At 68.7% G+C, this 15,875-nt stretch carries 16 protein-coding genes; 6 read left to right on the forward strand and 10 right to left on the reverse strand.

What is annotated here, in order from left to right; translation table 11 throughout:
- Positions 1–80 precede the first annotated feature (80 nt).
- Complete coding sequence (locus FOE78_RS10215) at positions 81–683, reverse strand: biotin transporter BioY (protein WP_143986192.1); 603 nt, start codon at positions 681–683, stop codon at positions 81–83.
- Positions 684–779: 96 nt separating this feature from the next.
- Here FOE78_RS10215 and FOE78_RS10220 point away from each other — a divergent pair, with 96 nt between their 5' ends.
- Complete coding sequence (locus FOE78_RS10220; RefSeq protein ID WP_143986193.1) at positions 780–1,349, forward strand: TetR/AcrR family transcriptional regulator C-terminal domain-containing protein; 570 nt, start codon at positions 780–782, stop codon at positions 1,347–1,349.
- On the opposite strand, the gene FOE78_RS10225 is transcribed toward FOE78_RS10220, so the two are convergent.
- The 3 genes from FOE78_RS10225 to FOE78_RS10235 all read right to left on the reverse strand — a co-directional run bounded on the left by FOE78_RS10225 (position 1,297) and on the right by FOE78_RS10235 (position 4,096).
- Positions 1,297–2,313, reverse strand: a complete 1,017-nt coding sequence (locus tag FOE78_RS10225) for a hypothetical protein (RefSeq protein ID WP_143986194.1) — start codon at positions 2,311–2,313, stop codon at positions 1,297–1,299. The genes FOE78_RS10220 and FOE78_RS10225 overlap by 53 nt on opposite strands.
- A gap of 131 nt (positions 2,314–2,444) precedes the next feature.
- Positions 2,445–3,299: an HAD-IIB family hydrolase gene (locus tag FOE78_RS10230; protein ID WP_168207460.1), complete on the reverse strand. Its 855-nt coding sequence runs from the start codon at positions 3,297–3,299 to the stop codon at positions 2,445–2,447.
- Positions 3,300–3,301: 2 nt separating this feature from the next.
- Positions 3,302–4,096, reverse strand: a complete 795-nt coding sequence (locus FOE78_RS10235) for a hypothetical protein (RefSeq protein ID WP_210414992.1) — start codon at positions 4,094–4,096, stop codon at positions 3,302–3,304.
- Positions 4,097–4,767: 671 nt separating this feature from the next.
- Between FOE78_RS10235 and FOE78_RS10240 the strand changes: the two genes are divergently transcribed.
- The 5 genes from FOE78_RS10240 to FOE78_RS10260 all read left to right on the forward strand — a co-directional run bounded on the left by FOE78_RS10240 (position 4,768) and on the right by FOE78_RS10260 (position 10,232).
- Complete coding sequence (locus tag FOE78_RS10240; RefSeq protein ID WP_228266139.1) at positions 4,768–6,003, forward strand: AAA family ATPase; 1,236 nt, start codon at positions 4,768–4,770, stop codon at positions 6,001–6,003.
- A 134-nt stretch (positions 6,004–6,137) separates the two neighbouring features.
- A complete protein-coding gene (locus tag FOE78_RS10245; protein WP_143988718.1) occupies positions 6,138–7,121 on the forward strand; it encodes a DUF58 domain-containing protein in 984 nt (327 codons plus the stop codon).
- Positions 7,118–8,158 (forward strand): VWA domain-containing protein, encoded by a 1,041-nt coding sequence (locus FOE78_RS10250; protein WP_228266140.1) that lies wholly within the window; start codon positions 7,118–7,120, stop codon positions 8,156–8,158. Before FOE78_RS10245 ends, FOE78_RS10250 begins: the two co-directional genes overlap by 4 nt.
- Positions 8,159–8,178: 20 nt before the next feature.
- Positions 8,179–9,150, forward strand: coding sequence for a VWA domain-containing protein (locus tag FOE78_RS10255; protein WP_143988720.1), 972 nt, complete (start codon positions 8,179–8,181; stop codon positions 9,148–9,150).
- 152 nt (positions 9,151–9,302) lie between these two features.
- Positions 9,303–10,232 carry a type IV toxin-antitoxin system AbiEi family antitoxin domain-containing protein gene (locus FOE78_RS10260; RefSeq protein WP_143986196.1) on the forward strand — a complete coding sequence of 310 codons (930 nt, stop codon included), beginning with the start codon at positions 9,303–9,305 and terminating at the stop codon, positions 10,230–10,232.
- A 136-nt stretch (positions 10,233–10,368) separates the two neighbouring features.
- Here FOE78_RS10260 and FOE78_RS10265 read toward each other — a convergent pair whose 3' ends face one another.
- From FOE78_RS10265 to FOE78_RS10290, 6 genes are all read right to left on the reverse strand, one after another.
- Positions 10,369–11,391, reverse strand: coding sequence for a lysylphosphatidylglycerol synthase domain-containing protein (locus FOE78_RS10265; protein ID WP_143986197.1), 1,023 nt, complete (start codon positions 11,389–11,391; stop codon positions 10,369–10,371).
- A gap of 67 nt (positions 11,392–11,458) precedes the next feature.
- On the reverse strand, positions 11,459–12,076 hold the full coding sequence (locus tag FOE78_RS10270; RefSeq protein ID WP_143986198.1) for a hypothetical protein: 618 nt from the start codon (positions 12,074–12,076) through the stop codon (positions 11,459–11,461).
- Positions 12,073–13,464, reverse strand: a complete 1,392-nt coding sequence (locus tag FOE78_RS10275; protein ID WP_143986199.1) for a DUF58 domain-containing protein — start codon at positions 13,462–13,464, stop codon at positions 12,073–12,075. The genes FOE78_RS10270 and FOE78_RS10275 overlap by 4 nt, the downstream gene beginning before the upstream one ends.
- 34 nt (positions 13,465–13,498) lie before the next feature.
- Entirely contained in the window at positions 13,499–14,515 is a 1,017-nt protein-coding gene (locus FOE78_RS10280; RefSeq protein WP_143986200.1) for an AAA family ATPase, read from the reverse strand.
- The gene (locus FOE78_RS10285; protein ID WP_143986201.1) at positions 14,512–15,066 is read right to left on the reverse strand and encodes a hypothetical protein; all 555 of its coding nucleotides are present in this window, start codon (positions 15,064–15,066) and stop codon (positions 14,512–14,514) included. The genes FOE78_RS10280 and FOE78_RS10285 overlap by 4 nt, the downstream gene beginning before the upstream one ends.
- Complete coding sequence (locus tag FOE78_RS10290; protein ID WP_143986202.1) at positions 15,063–15,872, reverse strand: DUF4129 domain-containing protein; 810 nt, start codon at positions 15,870–15,872, stop codon at positions 15,063–15,065. Before FOE78_RS10290 ends, FOE78_RS10285 begins: the two co-directional genes overlap by 4 nt.
- Positions 15,873–15,875: the final 3 nt, after the last annotated feature.

The raw sequence follows: 15,875 nt of genomic DNA on the forward strand, positions 1-15,875 counted from the left end.
GCACCGTCATCGGTGCGAATCCCACCCGATCAGGCTGGGCTGATCCGATCAGAGACTGGGCGCAGCTGCGTGGTCTCCGGTCAGCGGCGGTTGATCAACCTCCAGGCTGCCGGCAGCAGCCCGGCAACGGCGAGCGTCTTGACCAGGTCACCGGGCAGGAACGGCAGCACACCCTGGACCAGTGCGGTCTGCAGATCGGCACCGGTCCAGGCCATCAGCCACGGAACACCGGCGGCGTAGATCATCAAGGACGCCAGGGCGACCCCGCCGAACAGCTTGATCGGCGAACGATCACGGCCACGGCGAGCCAGGTAGCCCACGAAGACGGCGGCCGGGATGTAGGCCAGGATGTAGCCGAAGGACGCGAACGCGTAGCCCGAACCGTGATCGGAGAAGATCGGCGCGCCGGCCATCCCGGCGGCCAGGTAGAGCGCCATGCTGAGCCCGGCCCGCTGCGGACCGAGCGCGGCCCCGGTCATCAGTACCGCGAAGGAGCCCAGCGTCAGCGGCACCGGGGTGAACGGCAACGGCAGCGCGAGTTGGGCGAAGATCGACATGAATACCGCGCCGCCGACCACCAGGGCGATGTTGCGCGCGGTCACCTTGGCACGCGAGCCGGGGATGAGATCGGCGAGGACCCGATGGGACAACGCGGGGGATACGGCCTGGACGCTCACAGGCATGCCTTCCGAACGGAAACTTGAACGGCGTTCAAGTTAGCCGGTCGTCGGGACGTTGGTCAAGACCGGATCCGGGGCGCCTGCGCTAGGTTCTTGGCCATGCGCCTGACTCGCGAGTCCGTCCTGGATGGTGCGTTCGCCATCCTGGATCGTTACGGACTGGCGGATCTGACCATGCGCCGGCTGGCCACCGAGCTCGGCGTGCAACCCGGCGGCCTGTACTGGCACTTCGCCAACAAGCAGACCTTGTTGGCCGCCATGGCCACGGCGATCTCGGAGTCGGCTGCCGAACCCGAACCGACAACCGACACCGGCTGGCGCTTACGGTTGGAACGGATCAGCAGTCGATTTCGTACGGCGTTGCTGCAGCATCGCGACGGCGCTGAGTTGGTGGCCGCCGGGTACGCCCTGCATCCGGGGGCCGGCGAACCGCTGGAATCCATGATCAAGATCCTGCAGCGCGCGGGCCTGGATCCCGATCCCGCCTATGCCGCTGCCGGCGCGCTGACGCACTTCGTTCTCGGGCACGCGGCCGAGGTGCAGTCCCATGATCAACTTCGGCAGGCCGGCGCGTTACCCCCGGATCAGGAGCGGATCCCTGATCCGGAGGTGGCGTTCAGGACCGGACTGTCGATCTTTCTGGACGGGCTGGCTGTCCGGCTCGATTGAGCAGCCGACGATACGACCAGGCCAACCCGGCGAGGAAGAGCAAGATCAACAACGACTGCTCCACCAGTCCGGGCAGGCCTGCCTCACCCAGGGCCGACCGCATCCCGACCCAGGCATAGGTGAGGACGGCGCCGACGGCCAGCCCGAACGGGTCCGGGCGACGGCTGACCATGATCAACAGGGCCACCGCCCAGACGGCGAGCATGCCGGCAAAGCTCAACCAGGCAAGGCGATCCGGCAATCCGTTGATCAGCTGGAATGCCGTGGTGGCGAGGAATCCGAGCAGCGCGGACCAGCCGATCCTTGCCGGGGTCGCCGGCAGCGAGGCGGTGACGTCGGAGCCTCGACCACGCAGCCGGACCGCGGCCAGCACCACCAGGAGCACCAAGACTGCGACGATGATCAACTGGGCGGGATGGGCCAGGAACGGCGGCGAGGCGAAGACCGTGCTGACGGTGAGGATCGCGGCCGCGCCGATCGCGAAGATGATCAAGCAGACGACGGTCGCCGCTCGGCCGAGCCAGGGCCGGGTGTCGGCCGTGCCGTCGGATCCGTGCCAGGCTTCGACGATCGCGATCGGGGTGCAGATGCTCCAGATCACGTGCAGGCTGATCACGAAGACGGTCCACGGCGCCCCGATGCCGAGCAAGCCGATGTGGCCCGGCGCCAGCAGGTTCAGGCCGAGATAGTGCGGGTTGAAGAGCGTCTGGGTGATCAATCCCTCTTCGAAGATGCCGTAGCCGAGTGCGAGCAGCAGCAGCCCGGCCCAACCCAGTCGCAATCGGCGCGCCAGTTCGCGGATCAGCACCGCGCCCATCCCGTACAGCGCGATGAAGCTGATCAACATGCCGATCTGCTGCCCGGCCGGTGCCATCCCGGACAGGTACTGGTCACCGAGCAGGAACTCCGCGGTCAGCGGCGACAACACCGCGAGCATGATCATCGGACGAAAGGAAGTTTTCACCCGACAACTCTCACGCGAGACGGCCCGGCTTGATCATGACAACGCTCCACAACCTGGACTGACGTTCGTCATGCTGATGACGTCCGCGCGGTTGCCGCTGCCGCCGTCGGGTGCTGTAGGTCGCGTTCGGGCTACAGCCAGGTTTCGATGGTGGCGCCGACCGCGGAATCTGCGTTGCTGCCGATCACCTCGGCGTCGAGGTCGAGCAGGTCCGGGTGGCCATGGGCCATCACGTGCGGCATGCCGACCCAGCGCAGCATCTCCAGATCGTTCGGCATGTCCCCGAACGCGGCGACGTCCGCGGCCGGCACACCGAGTTGATCACACAGCCGCGCCAGCGTCGCCGCCTTGCTCACACCCGCCGCCGACACCTCGACCAACGGCCGGGTGGGGGACGAGTGCGTCGCGGTCAGCCGGTCGCCGAGCACCCGGGCGACCTCGGCCGTGAACCGGTCCACGTCCCCGGACTCCTGCAGTACCAGCAGCTTGACGAAGTCACCGTCGGCGACCAACTCGGGCAGTTCGCCGACGTAGCGATGCGGATCGTCGGGTGCGATGAACAGCTCCTCGCAACCGTGGAAGTCGACGTAGCGCTGCTCGTAGCCGGCCCTGGCGCCGGAGTCGACGCCGAAAGCGATGCCGTCGAGCTCGCCGCGGAGTGCGGAGAACGCCTCGGCGGCGAGCCGGTGGTCGATGGCCGTGACCGACAGCACCAGATCCCGGCCGACGTCGTACGTCATCGCGCCGTTGCTGGCGATCACGATCGCGTGCGTACGCCGCAGCCCACGGATCGGCTCCAGGAAGCGGATCGGCCGGCCGGTAGCGAAGACGACCGGGATCCCGGCGTCCTCGGCAGCTCGTACGGCGGCGACGTTGCGTTCGCTGACCGTCCCGTCCGGTGACAGGAACGTGCCGTCCAGGTCGGACACGATCAGCCGGGGCGGCTTGGTCCGGACGGGGCGGGGTGTGGTCAGTTCGGAGGTCACGGCTACAGCTTCGATCTCGGCGATTGACTGGCGTTCGCGCTGCCGGTTGCGGTCGGCTCTCCACCACCACCGGATTGGGTGCCACTCGGGCTCGGCGAGGCCGACGCCGATCCGCTCTGTGACGGTGACGCGGACCCCGGCGACGGCGAGCCCGACTGCGGAGAGGGCGACCCGGACTGCGGCGACGGCGAACCGGACTGCGGCGACGGCGAACCGGACTGCGGCGACGGCGAACCGGACTGCGGCGACGCCGAACTGGACTGCGGCGGCGGGCTGCCCGATCCGCCGGTCGGCGGCGGCGGCGACTGCGGCGGCTGGTTGTGAAAGATCAAGATCGCGATCAGTACGGCGAGCGCGGCCAGCAGCAACATCAGGAACCAGGACACCAGGATCGTCCGCCAACCGGCCCGGTCGAACCGGCCCGGCCAGGGCAGCGGCCACAGCCGGGAAAGTCCCGGCTTCACCTTGTCGATCCAGTACAGCTGATAGTCCGGTCCGGAGGGCGCGCCCTGCTGGGGCAACCAGCTGAGCTGGACCTCGTTCAGGATCCGTTCCGCCTCGCCGGCCGCAGCCGGGGTCCCGTCGTAGGCGAGTGCCGCCCACGGAGCGACCGGGCGATCGTCCGGAGCAATCGGATCGTCGTCCTCGGGGCGGAACTTCCGGCCGAGCCGGCCGGTGTTCTGTCCCTGCCCACCGCGGGCTACCACGGTGTCGATGTGCAGCTCGTTGATCAGTCCGGCGAACCGGTCCCGAGCCGCGGGATCGGCAGCGGCCCCCTCGGACAGCAGCAGCACCATCACTGGCGTGTTGTCATCCGCGTGTCCGGTGTACGCGACGCCGGCCGGCACCGCGCCGAGTCGTCCGTCGATCCAGAAGTCGCCGATCTTCGGCGGGTCGTCCGGCAGCAGCGGGCTGATGTAGACGGCGTCGTCCGGACCGGGTAGGTCGCCGGGCACGTCGCCTCCCGGAAGGTCGGACCCGAGCCCGCCGCCATCCGATGAACTGGGCGTGGAGGCGTCGGGGTCGTCCGGGTCGGGCCGGGGGCCCGGGCTCTCGGGCGGCAGGTTCGACATCGGCTCCCATCTCATCACAGTCGGGTCCGTCGGCTGCGCTCGGACCGGGTTCGGGCACCCATTCTGCCCGCTCCGAGGACCGCGCCGTCGCAGCCGGATCCGATCGGCCGGCGCTGCCGCCGCAACCTGCGCCTTGGAGCAGAACTTTGGTCGACGACCGAGGCGGCTAGCCTGGTGACCGGCGGGGCACCGGGCACTCCGCAGACGACGTACGGCGGCCGAAGTGCGCAGCATCACTCACCCGGAAGTCCGGCGGACGGCAGCGGCAGCTGGACGGACGTAATGCAAGAATGTTGCGCGGCGGGCGTCCTGCCGTCCACCGACCCACAGCCGATGCACAGCATGGTCAGGTACTACCTGAGGTGCACGACCGAGTTCCGATCCAGGAGTAGCGCGTGAGCAGTCCGCAATATCCGCCGCCCGGCCAGTCAGCGCCGGCGCCGTACCCGCAGGCACAGCCGGGCGCGACGCAGCCGGGATCCGACGGAATGGCGACCGGTCATGCACAGCAACCGGGGCACGCAGAGCAACACGGCTACTCCCAGCACCAGGGACAGTCGCGTCCGGGCCAGACGCCGGCACCGGGCCAGCCCCGTCAGCCGGTGCCGACCGGTGCCAACGCGGAGTCGGCGAAGCTGCTCCGGGAGGCGATGGGTCAGGTCCAGCGGGTCATCGTCGGCCAGGAACACATGGTCGAACAGCTGATGGTCGGCCTGCTGGCGAAGGGGCACATCCTGCTCGAGGGTGTCCCCGGTGTGGCCAAGACCCTGGCGGTACGAAGCTTCTCCACCGTGGTCGGCGGTGCGTTCTCGCGGATCCAGTTCACCCCGGACCTGGTGCCGTCCGACATCGTCGGTACCCGGATCTACCGGGCCAGCCAGGAGAAGTTCGACATCGAGCTCGGTCCGGTGTTCGTCAACTTCGTACTGGCCGACGAGATCAACCGGGCACCCGCCAAGGTGCAGTCGGCGATGCTGGAGCTGATGGCCGAGGGCCAGGTCTCGATCGGCGGCGAGACGCACATCCTGCCGAAGCCGTTCATCGTGATCGCGACCCAGAACCCGGTCGAGTCCGAGGGCGTCTACCCGCTGCCGGAAGCCCAGCGTGACCGGTTCCTGCTCAAGGTCGACGTGCCCTACCCGCGTGGCAACGAGGAGTTCGAGATCCTGCGGCGGATGAGCGTCGAGCCGCCGACGGCGACGCCGGTACTCGACCCGGAGAAGATCCGCGAACTGCAGAAGAAGGCCTCCGACGTCTTCGTGCACAACTTGGTCGCCGAATACATCGTCCGGCTGGTGATGGCCACCCGTACCCCGGCCGAGTTCAATCTGCCCGACCTGACCTCGGTGATCCAGATCGGCTGCTCGCCGCGAGCCACCCTCGGTCTGGTCGCCGCGGCCCGGGCGCTGGCGCTGATCCACGGCCGCGACTACGTGCTGCCGACCGACGTCCAGGCCGTGGCCAGGGACGTGATGGCGCACCGGATCGTGCTCGGCTTCGACGCCGTCGCCGACAACGTGTCCACCACCCAGGTGGTGGAGCGGATCGTCGCCATGGTGCCGCCGCCCACCCCGGTCTGGAATTCGGATCGCGGCAGCCAGCAGCATCAGCCGCAGCCGAACTACCGCTGACACCTTCTCGGAGACCCGTGTCGTATCCAGCTCATCCGGACTTCCCGCCGCCGACCGGCGCACCGGCTGCGCCACCGCAGCCGGCGTTCGTCGCGCCCGATCAGGCTCCGGGCGCGGTCGGCTCGGTCGTCGGGATGCCGTCCAAGCCGACCATTCCGCTGAACAAGCTCGCCCCGGAGGCGGCGCTGCGCCGGCTCGAGCTGACCATCGTACGGAGGCTGGAGGGCTTCCTGCAGGGCGATCATCTCGGACTGCTGCCCGGCCCCGGCACCGACGCCCACGACGCCCGGATCTACCAGCCCGGCGAGGACGACGTCCGCAAGATCGACTGGAACGTCACCGCCCGGACCACCGTTCCGCACGTCCGCGACACCATCGCCGACCGCGAATTGGAAGTGTGGGCGCTGCTGGACGTCACCCCGTCGATGAACTGGGGCACCGAGGGCGTCACCAAACGCGATCTCGGCATCGCCGCGATCGCCACCATCGGCTTCCTCAGCCAGAAGCAGGGCGACCGGTTCGGCGGCTACATCATGCGGCCGGACAGCATGCGTCGGCTGCCGGCCCTGTCCGGCCGGTCCGCACTGTACGGCCTGCTGCGCAAGATGTTGACAGAACCGTTCGTGCCCGATCACGCCCGTGGCTCGTTCAGCCTGGCGCGGGGGATCGAGCAGTTGGCGCGCACCCAGCGCCGCCGCGGTCTGCGGGTGGTCGTCTCCGACTTCCTCACCCCCGGTGATCATGAGCTGGATCCCAACGTCGAACCCGAGTGGGAACGGTCGATGCGCCGGCTCGCCGTACGCAATCAGGTGCTGGCGATCGAGGTGGTGGACAAGCGGGAGATCGAGTTCCCCGATGTCGGCGAGATGCTGATCCGGGACCCCGAGACCGACTTCGAGCGTTATGTGAACACCGGTGACGATGCTGCCCGAGCCCGGATGGACGCGGCCAGCGCGGCACAACGGGAACGGATCCGGATCTCCTTGCGGCGGGCCGGCGTCGGGCACATCCAACTGCGCACCGACCGGGACTGGGTGCAGGACATCGCCCGTTTCGTGCTGGCCTATCGCCGCGTCGCCAGCATGTTGCACGCACCGCCTCAGGGAGTCGCCAAATGATCATCGCAGCGCAGCTGAGCTCGCTGCCGCAATTGATCATGAGCCCGTTGACGACCGGCGGCTCGCTGATCATGGCGCCGATGTTCTCCTTCGAGAACCCCAACCGATTGCTGCTGTGGTTGGTGATTCCGCTGCTGGTGGTCGGCTACATCCTGGCCATGCGGTTCCGCAACCGGCGCGGCATGCGCTTCACCAACACCTCGATGTTGGACGTGGTGATGCCGAAGCAGTCGCAGTGGCGCCGGCATCTTGCGGTGGCGTTGTCGATCTTGAGTCTGATCACCCTGACGGCGGCCTTCGCCAAGCCGCAGGCCGAGGTGATGGTGCCGCGGGAGCGGGCCACCGTCGTCCTGGTGATCGACTCGTCCCGGTCGATGACCGCCACCGACGTGAAGCCGAATCGGCTGGACGCGGCGAAGACCGCGGCCAAGGAGTTCGTCGACAAGCTGCCGGCCAAGTACAACGTGTCGGTGGTGTCGATGGCCGGTGCGGTGTCGATCCTGGTGCCGCCGACTCTTGATCATCAGAACGTCAATCGGGCGATCGACACGATTCAGCCGCAGGACTCGACAGCGATCGGCGAGGGCATCGACACCGCGTTGCGGGCGATCGACCAGGCACCGAAGGATCCGAAGAATCCCAAGCAGACCGCGCCCGGAGCGATCGTGATGCTCAGTGACGGCGAGAACACCGCGGGTCGGGCGCCGTTGCAGGCCGCGGCCGAGGCCAAGCAGCGCAAGGTGCCGATCTACACCATCGCGTACGGCACCGAGAACGGCTACGTCGATCTGGACGGCAAGCGCTACACGGTCCCACCGGACACCGAACTGATGAAGCAGATCGCCGAGACCACCGGCGGCCGGACCTTCTCCGCCGACAGTCTGGGCGAGCTGAAGAAGGTGTACGAGAACATCGGCTCGGCGGTCGGCTATGTCAAGGCGAATCGGGAGATCACCTCCCGGTTCGCGGGTTACGGACTGGCTCTGGCCGTGCTGGCAGCACTCGGGGCGATTTCCCTCGGAGCGAGGTGGCCGTGATGTTGATCATGAATCCGCAGTTGATCATGACGCCGATGCTGTCGTTCCTGGCGCCGAGCAGGTTGTGGCTGTTGCTGCTGATCCCGGCGCTGGTGGTGCTCTACCTGGCGATCTACCGGCGCAAGGCGCAGAAGAAGAAGCGTCAGGTCGGGCAGACCATGCTGGACTTCGTCATCCCGAAGGAGCTGCCGTGGAAGCGGCACGTCGCCGTCGGGTTGTCGATCTTGAGCCTGCTCACCCTGACCGTCGCCTTCGCCAAGCCGAAGGACACCGTCGAGGTGCCGCGAGAGCGGGCGACGGTGGTGGTCACCATCGACGTGTCGAATTCGATGATGGCCCAGGACGTGAAGCCGGACCGGCTGACCGCCGCCAAGCGGGGCGCGATTCAGTTCGTGGAGAATCTGCCGGACAAGTTCAACGTCGCGGTGGTCGAGTTCGCCGGGACCGCGACCACCCTGGTGACGCCGACCACCGATCACGGTGCGGCGATCGCGGCCATCAACAGCATGCAACTGCAGCCGTCGACGGCGATCGGTGAGGGCATCTACACCTCGCTGGCCGCGCTGGCGCAGGCGCCGCCCGATCCGGACAACCCGAAGAGCAAGCCGCCGGCCCGGATCGTGCTGCTGTCCGACGGCAAAACCCAGGTCGGCCGGCCCGCCTCACAGGCAGCCAAGGCGGCTCGTGATCAGAACGTGCCGATCTACACCATCGCGTACGGGACCCCGGACGGCTACATCGACGTCAACGGCACCCGGCAGCCGGTCCCGGTGGACCGTGCCGAGCTGGCTCAGGTGGCCCGGATCTCCGGTGGCGAGGCGTATCGGGCCGAGTCGGCCGGTGAGCTGCGGCAGGTCTACAAGGACATCGGATCCTCGGTCGGCAAGGTGAAGGTGGACAAGGAGGTCACCGCCCGCTGGGCCGGCTTCGGTCTCGCCTTCGCCATCCTCGCCGCCGTCGGCATGATCTCCCTCGGCGCCCGCTGGCCCTGATCCCTCGCGCACCTGCAGCGCTCCCGCGCACCTTCGTACCACCGAATTCCTTCCCGCGCACCCGCGGCGCTCCCGCGCACCTTCGTACCCGGCGGGAACGGGCCTGTGGATAGCCGGAGCTCATTCGCCGGGATTTCTGGTGGGCTGGGCACATGGCAGAACTCGGGACGACGGCGTCGACGAGAGACCTGAGATTGCGCGGCTACACCCCGCGCGACCTGGGGCGGTTGGTACGCCGTGGAGAGATTGATCGCATTCGTCGCGGCGTGTACGCAGAACCGCAGCGACAGTTCGCGCGCGAGGACGAGCGGCAGCGGGATGTACACCGGCGACAGGTGCTCGCGGCCGTCCAGCAATTGGCCCTGGACGCGTGTGTCAGCCACCTGTCGGCAGCCGTGATCCATGACCTTCCGGTGCCGCCGGGTCTGGGAGCGGTTCATGTGACGCGTTCGCGGCAGAGCGGCCAGGGCCGGGTCAGCGAGAACGTACACGTTCACGGGGCGCCACTGGCCGACAGCGATCTTGCAGTTGTCGACGGCATCCTGGTCACGTCGATCGCCCGTACCGTGATCGACAGCGCACGGATGCTGCCAGTCGGCCGAGGGGTCGCGATGGCCGACGCGGCGCTGCACCTGGAGTTGACGAACAAGGATGAGCTCGCCACGGTCTCCAGCGCACTCGGCAGGCGGGTCGGGATGCCCCGTGCGCGGAGGGTGATCGAGTTGGCCGACGAGCGGAGCGAAAGTCCGGGAGAATCGCTGAGTCGAATCGGGTTTCTGGAGAACCACATCCCCGCGCCCGATCTCCAACGCGAGCTGTTCGACGACGACGGTTCCCTGGTCGCGCGCGTGGACTTCGACTGGGATCGCTACCGCCTGGTCGGTGAGTTCGACGGCAAGATCAAGTACGGCCGTGCGCTGCGTCCGGGCGTGCCGATCGAGGAGATCGTGTACGAGGAGAAGCTTCGCGAGGATGCAATCCGGGAGCTGGATCGTGGCGTCCTCAGATGGACCTGGGCCGACATCTTCAGTGGTCGCATGCTGGAGAAGGTCCGCCGCGCCATCGATCGCGCCGCCAGTTGATCCGATCAGCTGCGCGTCGCGTACGAGCTCGTTGCGCTCCCGCGCACCCGCGGCGCTCCCGCGCACGTACCAACTTGCGCGAGAGCGCCGCCGGTGCGCGGGAGCGGATGGGAGTGTTTCGTAGGTGCGCGGGAGGTCAGGTCGGCTGGACCCCTTTGCCGGCGGTCCGTCGCCAGAGTCCGATCGCCGCCAGTCCGGCCAGCATGGGCACGCCGAGGGTGAAGACCCGCCAGACGACCAGGCCGGCGAAGGCCGGCGCCTCGACGGCGGGACCGCCGGACTGGACCAGTGCGGCGATGATGATCGAGTCGACGATGCCGATCCCGCTGAAGGGCAGGATCGTCAGCGGAAAGGCGAACAGGTAGGCGATGGCGATGTCGGCGATTCCTGCCTCGGAGGTGGAGACACCGACGAATCGCAGGCACAGCACCAGGAGGGACAGGTCGACGGCGAGCATGGCGACGATTCCTGCCAGCGACCGGGGAAAGCCGTACCGGAAGCGCTCCGAGATGCGGCTGCGGAAGTCGACGCAGCTCTGCGCCCAGGCATCCGGGTCGACGCTGCGCCGAAACCTGGCGGCGATCCGGCCGGCCCGGCTGCCCACTCCACGCGCCAGCGCGTCGCTGTGCAGCACCAACGACATGGCCGCCACGATCGCGGCAGCCACCAGCAAACTGAGGAGGTCGATCCACCGGTAGGACAGGTCGCCGCCGACCACGGCGAGCAGTACGAAGCCGACCAGCGGCACGGAGAAGCGCGCGATCATCAGGGTCAGCGTGTTCATCGTGGATCCGGCCAGACCGCGGGCGGCCGCGACGCCCCAGGAGGTGAACATCGCCACTCTCAGGGCATAGTTCGCCGGTGCCGGCGCGACCGTCGACATCAGGATCGCGCCCAGGTCGTTCTGCGTCGCCCGTCGGATCGAGACACCTTCGATGTAGAAATGCAGCGGGATCGCGTTGAGCACCTGGCGGCCGGCCACCACGACGAGCAGCACCAGGGGCTGCCACCAGAGCAGATGGCTGAGCGCATCCCGGACCGAGCTCCAGTCGACCGCGCCGACCCGGTCGATGATCACGATCGCGACCACGACGGCCAACGCGACCAGCAGCAGCCGCCAGATCCAGCGACGTCGCGGCCGGGTACGCCTCTTCGGCATGCTCGTCACCTTACGCAACCGAACGGCGTTGCCTGGTTGCCGGAGCGCTGCGGCCGCGCCCGAGCGGTCAGTACGGGTCGTCGGGCGCGGCGATCCGGGGGAGGATCAGCCAGGCGGCGACGGCGAGCAGGACGGCACAACCGAGCACGACGGCAGCGGCCAGCAAGCTGCCCCCGGTCGTGGTGTGCTCACGCAACAGCTGTGCGCCCAGCAACAGCAGCTGGGCGATCAGGTCGATGATCACGAACCGGATCAGCGGACGGCGCAGCGCCGCGAATTCGATCTTGGTCCGCAGCGGCAGATCGGCCAGGGTGCCGGCGAGCACCCAGAGCGCGGGACCCAAAGCCAGCAAGGCGAACTGGGCCGGGGCGTGCGCCGGGCTGGGCGCGAACATCCAGAACAGTCCGAGTGCGGCACAGAAGATCGCCCCGGTCACCGCGGACGGGCGGATCGCCACCAGCAGCAGGGTCAGGCTCATGATCACGACGGCGACCACGCCGGGGTCGATGATGATGATCGCCAGCACCCCGAACGCGAGACAGAGCAGCCGCAACGACCAGGCCGGCACGCTCCGCCCGGTCACGATCGCCACCGGCGGCTTCGGCCGGGTGACGGCGGCGCGGGTCCGTCGGCCGGAGTCCTGCAGCCGTCGGAGCCGGCCGCCGATCATGGTGGCGGTCCTCATCGCCCGCTCCTGGATCGAGATGATCTTGATCGGGACAGTGTCGCCAGCGCCACCTGGATCGGCTGGCCGGACAACCCGACCGTCGTACGTGTCCGGTGCCGTCGGCTGCCCCGCAACGGATGATCGGCGGTCTGCTGCCAGCCGATCACCTCGACGCCGGAGCGGGACAAGTTGATCAAGCGATCCTCCCGTTCCATCGCGATGATCCGGTACGCGGTCAGCAGCCGGTCCGGCGCGTGCTTCAGCTCCGGCTCCGGCAGCACGTCGACGGCGAGCACCCGATGCCCGGCGCCGTGCCACAGCTGCGCCAGATGGGCGGTCTCGTCGTCCAGGAAGGTGGAGCAGATGATGATCAACGCGCCGGACGGCAGCCGCGGCGCGCGGTGTCGTGCCCTGGGCTCACCCTCGGGTTCGGCCAGCGCGATCCGCATCGTCAACCGCTGCAACTGCCGTTGACCGCCGGCAGGCGGCATCGGTCGGCGCATCCGGCCCAGGTCCTCCAGGCCGACCCGGTCACCGGCGGCGAGGTAGCGCCGGGCCAGGGTCAGCGCGGCCGCCCGAGCATGATCAAGAGAGGTCGGATCGTCCTCGGCGATGCTGCTGGAATCGTTCCAGGTGGTCAGATCCGGGCCGACCTCGTCCCGCGAGTCCAGCACCAGCATCACCGCGGCGTCGGCGGTGGCGTAGCTGCGCCGGACGTACAGGTCGCTGATCGCCCCGGCCTCGCTGTTGCGCCGTGCGGTGACCCGCCAGTCGATCCGGCGCAGCCGATCGCCGGGGGTGAAGAGGTTGATGTCGCGAAGATCATTTCCGTCGCCGGCTCGGCGGGAGTCGTGCGGGCCGGTCAGCCCCTGCAGCCGGTACGGCAGCGGAACCTCCCGCAGCAGCTCCGCCTTCGGCAGCACGGTGATCGCCATCGGCCCCTCGGTGTCGCCGAGGGCGCCGACCAACTGCTGGCCGTAGCGTTCACCATGATCAACAGTGAAGATCGGCCGCCGACCGGTCCGGGCAGTACGAATGCTGATCTCGGCCCGGCGCGGCGCAGACCCGTCCTCGGGCGCCGCCAGCACAGCGTTGATCGAACGATGCCCGGGCGCGGAAACCCTTACCCGCAAGGAATCCGTCCCAGCCGCGGGCTGCCACTCGATCGATCCGCCGACCCTGGACGCGCTGCTGGTCTCGGCCCGCGCGGACAGCCGCACGCTGCCGCGCTGCCGCGGTCGGCGCAACCACAGCCAGCTGCTGCCGAGCAGGATCGCCGCCGCCATGCCGGCCGCCTGCAACCGGCCGGTCAGGATGCCGAGCAGCAGCAAGCCGACGCCGACCACGATCGACGTCGCCAGCCCACTGGTCGGCAGCCAGTCCGGCTCCCGCTGATCACTGCTCATGCCGAGTGATTCCTGATCATGCCGAAGAAGTTGATCATGCCGAACGGGTCACCGCCGGCCCGGCCACCTGGCTGAGCAGGTTCAAGATCACATCGGTGGCGGGCAGGCCGGACGCCCAACTCTGCGGCGTCAGCGAGATCCGGTGTGCCAGCACGCTGGGCGCGATCGCCTTCACGTCCTCCGGGGTGACGTAGTCCCGTCCGTCGATCACCGCACGGGCCCGAGCCACCAACATCAACGCCAGGGAGCCACGGGGTGAGGCGCCGACCTCCACGGCCGGATGATCACGGGTGGCGCCGGTCAGATCCACGCAGTAGCCGAGCACGTCGGGGTCGACCTGGACCTGTTCCACTCCTGCCTGCATCGCGAGCACGGTCGGCGCGTCCACCACCCGGTTGACCGGCGCGTCCTCACGGTGCCGGTCCAACCTCCGGGTCAGCACGTCGCGTTCGGCCGCACGGCTGGGGTAGCCGACTGCCAGCCGCACCATGAACCGGTCCAACTGCGCCTCCGGCAGCGGGTAGGTGCCCTCGTACTCGATCGGGTTCGAGGTCGCCATCACGTGGAACGGCGGCGACAGCGGGAAGCTGTGTCCCTCGACCGTGACCTGCCGTTCGGCCATCGCCTCCAGCAGGGCGGACTGGGTCTTCGGCGTGGTCCGGTTGATCTCGTCGGCCAGGAACAGGCCGGTGAAGATCGGGCCGGGGCGGAACTCGAACTTCGCCTGGGCCGGGTCGAACACGTACGAGCCGGTGATGTCGGCCGGCAACAGGTCCGGTGTGCACTGCAGCCGGGCGAAGTCGAGCCCGAGCGCCGCGGACAGGCTGCGGGCGGCCAGCGTCTTGCCCAGCCCGGGCACGTCCTCGAAGAGCACGTGCCCGCCGGCCAGGATCGCAGCCAGGGCAGTGTTCAGCGCCTGTTCCATGCCGACCACGACGGTGCCGACCTCGTCCAGCACGCTGCGGCAGAGTCGGGAGATCTCCGCGACCGCGAGGCCGGCCTCACCGTCGGTGGGAAGAGTTTGCGTTGCGTCGGTCTGGGCCACGATCATCCGATCTCCTTGTCTGCCGGCTGTACGGAAGCCTGCGATGGTGCGGCTGGATTGCGGTGTACGGGTTCATGATCGGCGAGCCGCTCGATCGCCGTCAGGGCATTCAGGAAGCTCCGGGTCGGCGCGTCCGAGCCGGGAGGCTGCGTGAGCAACCTGTACGGCGGTGCACCGATCAGGGCGATCAGTTGATCTTGGTCGGCCGGATCGTCCAGCCGCAGACCATGATCGGCAAGCCGTCGCTCGGCGATCTGCCGGAGCCGGGTGATCAAGGTGCTGCCCACCCGATCCTGGCGGCCGGCCACGTTCCAGGACAACCGGAACGCCTCCCGCCGGGCGCCCCGATCTCGTACCGGTTCCGGTGGCTCGGGATAGCCTGGATCGACGCCGTCAGGGGGAAATCGGACCACCGCGGCGACGATCACCGCGACCGCCGCGAGCAGCATCGCCTGCAGCGGCGGCATTCCGAGGATCAGCCAGCAGAACGCGGGAATCACCAGCACGGCGATGATCAACACGGCCACCGTGCGGCCGTGACGGCGGTGCCGATTCATGATCGACTTCCCGGCTGATCGCTGCCGGAGTTCGGCGTCGATGGAGTGGCTTCGGCGAAGCTCTGCCAACTGTCGGCAAGATCGCGAATGCACTGCCGGGCGCGGTCGAGATCGGTCGCCGACGACGGCGTGGCCGCGAACCGGGCTCGCAGGTAGAGGCCGAGCAGAACGCGTACGGGTTCGGCCGCGACGCCGGTACGTTCCAGCACGTCGGCGGTGAATTCGGTCGGCGTCTCGGATGCCTGCCGATGCACCCCGGACGCGTCGGCGGCTTCCTCCAGGGCGAGCCAGGCAGCGATGATCGCGTCGGTCGGATTGCCGATCGCCAGCAGCCGTTCCTCAGCGCGGATGGCTCCTTGCTGCAACGTGGGCAGGTCAGGGGTCACCTCACCGGCGATCTCCAGCTCCTCATCCGGTTGCGTCTCGTACATCCGCCGGACGGCGAGCAGCCGGGCCACGATCAGCGCCAACGCGACCGCGACGGCGGCGATCAGCAGCCCAAGAGCCACCCACTTGATCCAGCTGAGGTCGGGGCCGGGGCCCAGCGGCGGATTGATCGGCAGGTGGCTGGGGGCACCCGCGGTCTGCGACGGCGCCGCACGGGTCGGCATCGGTCGCGGTTTCGGTGTCGGCAGGGTGAAATCGATCGGATCGACATGCCACGGCGGCCGGATCGCCGCGATCAGCAACGCCACCGCGAGCAGGATCGCGACCATCGCCCCCGCGACCCATCCCGAACCGGGCGGGGACGAGCGACGCAGCGGAGAACTGCGCTGAGCCGGGTCGGCGCGACGGTGGGCGGCCATGCC

Origin of the sequence: Microlunatus elymi (genome assembly GCF_007362775.1) — a bacterium.
In the GTDB taxonomy this organism is placed as follows: domain Bacteria; phylum Actinomycetota; class Actinomycetes; order Propionibacteriales; family Propionibacteriaceae; genus Microlunatus; species Microlunatus elymi.

Bases quoted from the DNA above. Each gene is read 5' to 3' on its own strand.
- FOE78_RS10280 (WP_143986200.1), bottom strand. From the start codon at position 14,515: ATGATCGTGGCCCAGACCGACGCAACGCAAACTCTTCCCACCGACGGT.
- FOE78_RS10265 (WP_143986197.1), bottom strand. From the start codon at position 11,391: ATGCCGAAGAGGCGTACCCGGCCGCGACGTCGCTGGATCTGGCGGCTG.
- FOE78_RS10215 (WP_143986192.1), bottom strand. From the start codon at position 683: ATGCCTGTGAGCGTCCAGGCCGTATCCCCCGCGTTGTCCCATCGGGTC.
- FOE78_RS10270 (WP_143986198.1), bottom strand. From the start codon at position 12,076: ATGAGGACCGCCACCATGATCGGCGGCCGGCTCCGACGGCTGCAGGAC.
- FOE78_RS10250 (WP_228266140.1), top strand. From the start codon at position 7,118: ATGATCATCGCAGCGCAGCTGAGCTCGCTGCCGCAATTGATCATGAGC.
- FOE78_RS10275 (WP_143986199.1), bottom strand. From the start codon at position 13,464: ATGAGCAGTGATCAGCGGGAGCCGGACTGGCTGCCGACCAGTGGGCTG.
- FOE78_RS10285 (WP_143986201.1), bottom strand. From the start codon at position 15,066: ATGAATCGGCACCGCCGTCACGGCCGCACGGTGGCCGTGTTGATCATC.
- FOE78_RS10290 (WP_143986202.1), bottom strand. From the start codon at position 15,872: ATGGCCGCCCACCGTCGCGCCGACCCGGCTCAGCGCAGTTCTCCGCTG.
- FOE78_RS10220 (WP_143986193.1), top strand. From the start codon at position 780: ATGCGCCTGACTCGCGAGTCCGTCCTGGATGGTGCGTTCGCCATCCTG.
- FOE78_RS10235 (WP_210414992.1), bottom strand. From the start codon at position 4,096: ATGGTGCTGCTGCTGTCCGAGGGGGCCGCTGCCGATCCCGCGGCTCGG.
- FOE78_RS10245 (WP_143988718.1), top strand. From the start codon at position 6,138: ATGCCGTCCAAGCCGACCATTCCGCTGAACAAGCTCGCCCCGGAGGCG.
- FOE78_RS10260 (WP_143986196.1), top strand. From the start codon at position 9,303: ATGGCAGAACTCGGGACGACGGCGTCGACGAGAGACCTGAGATTGCGC.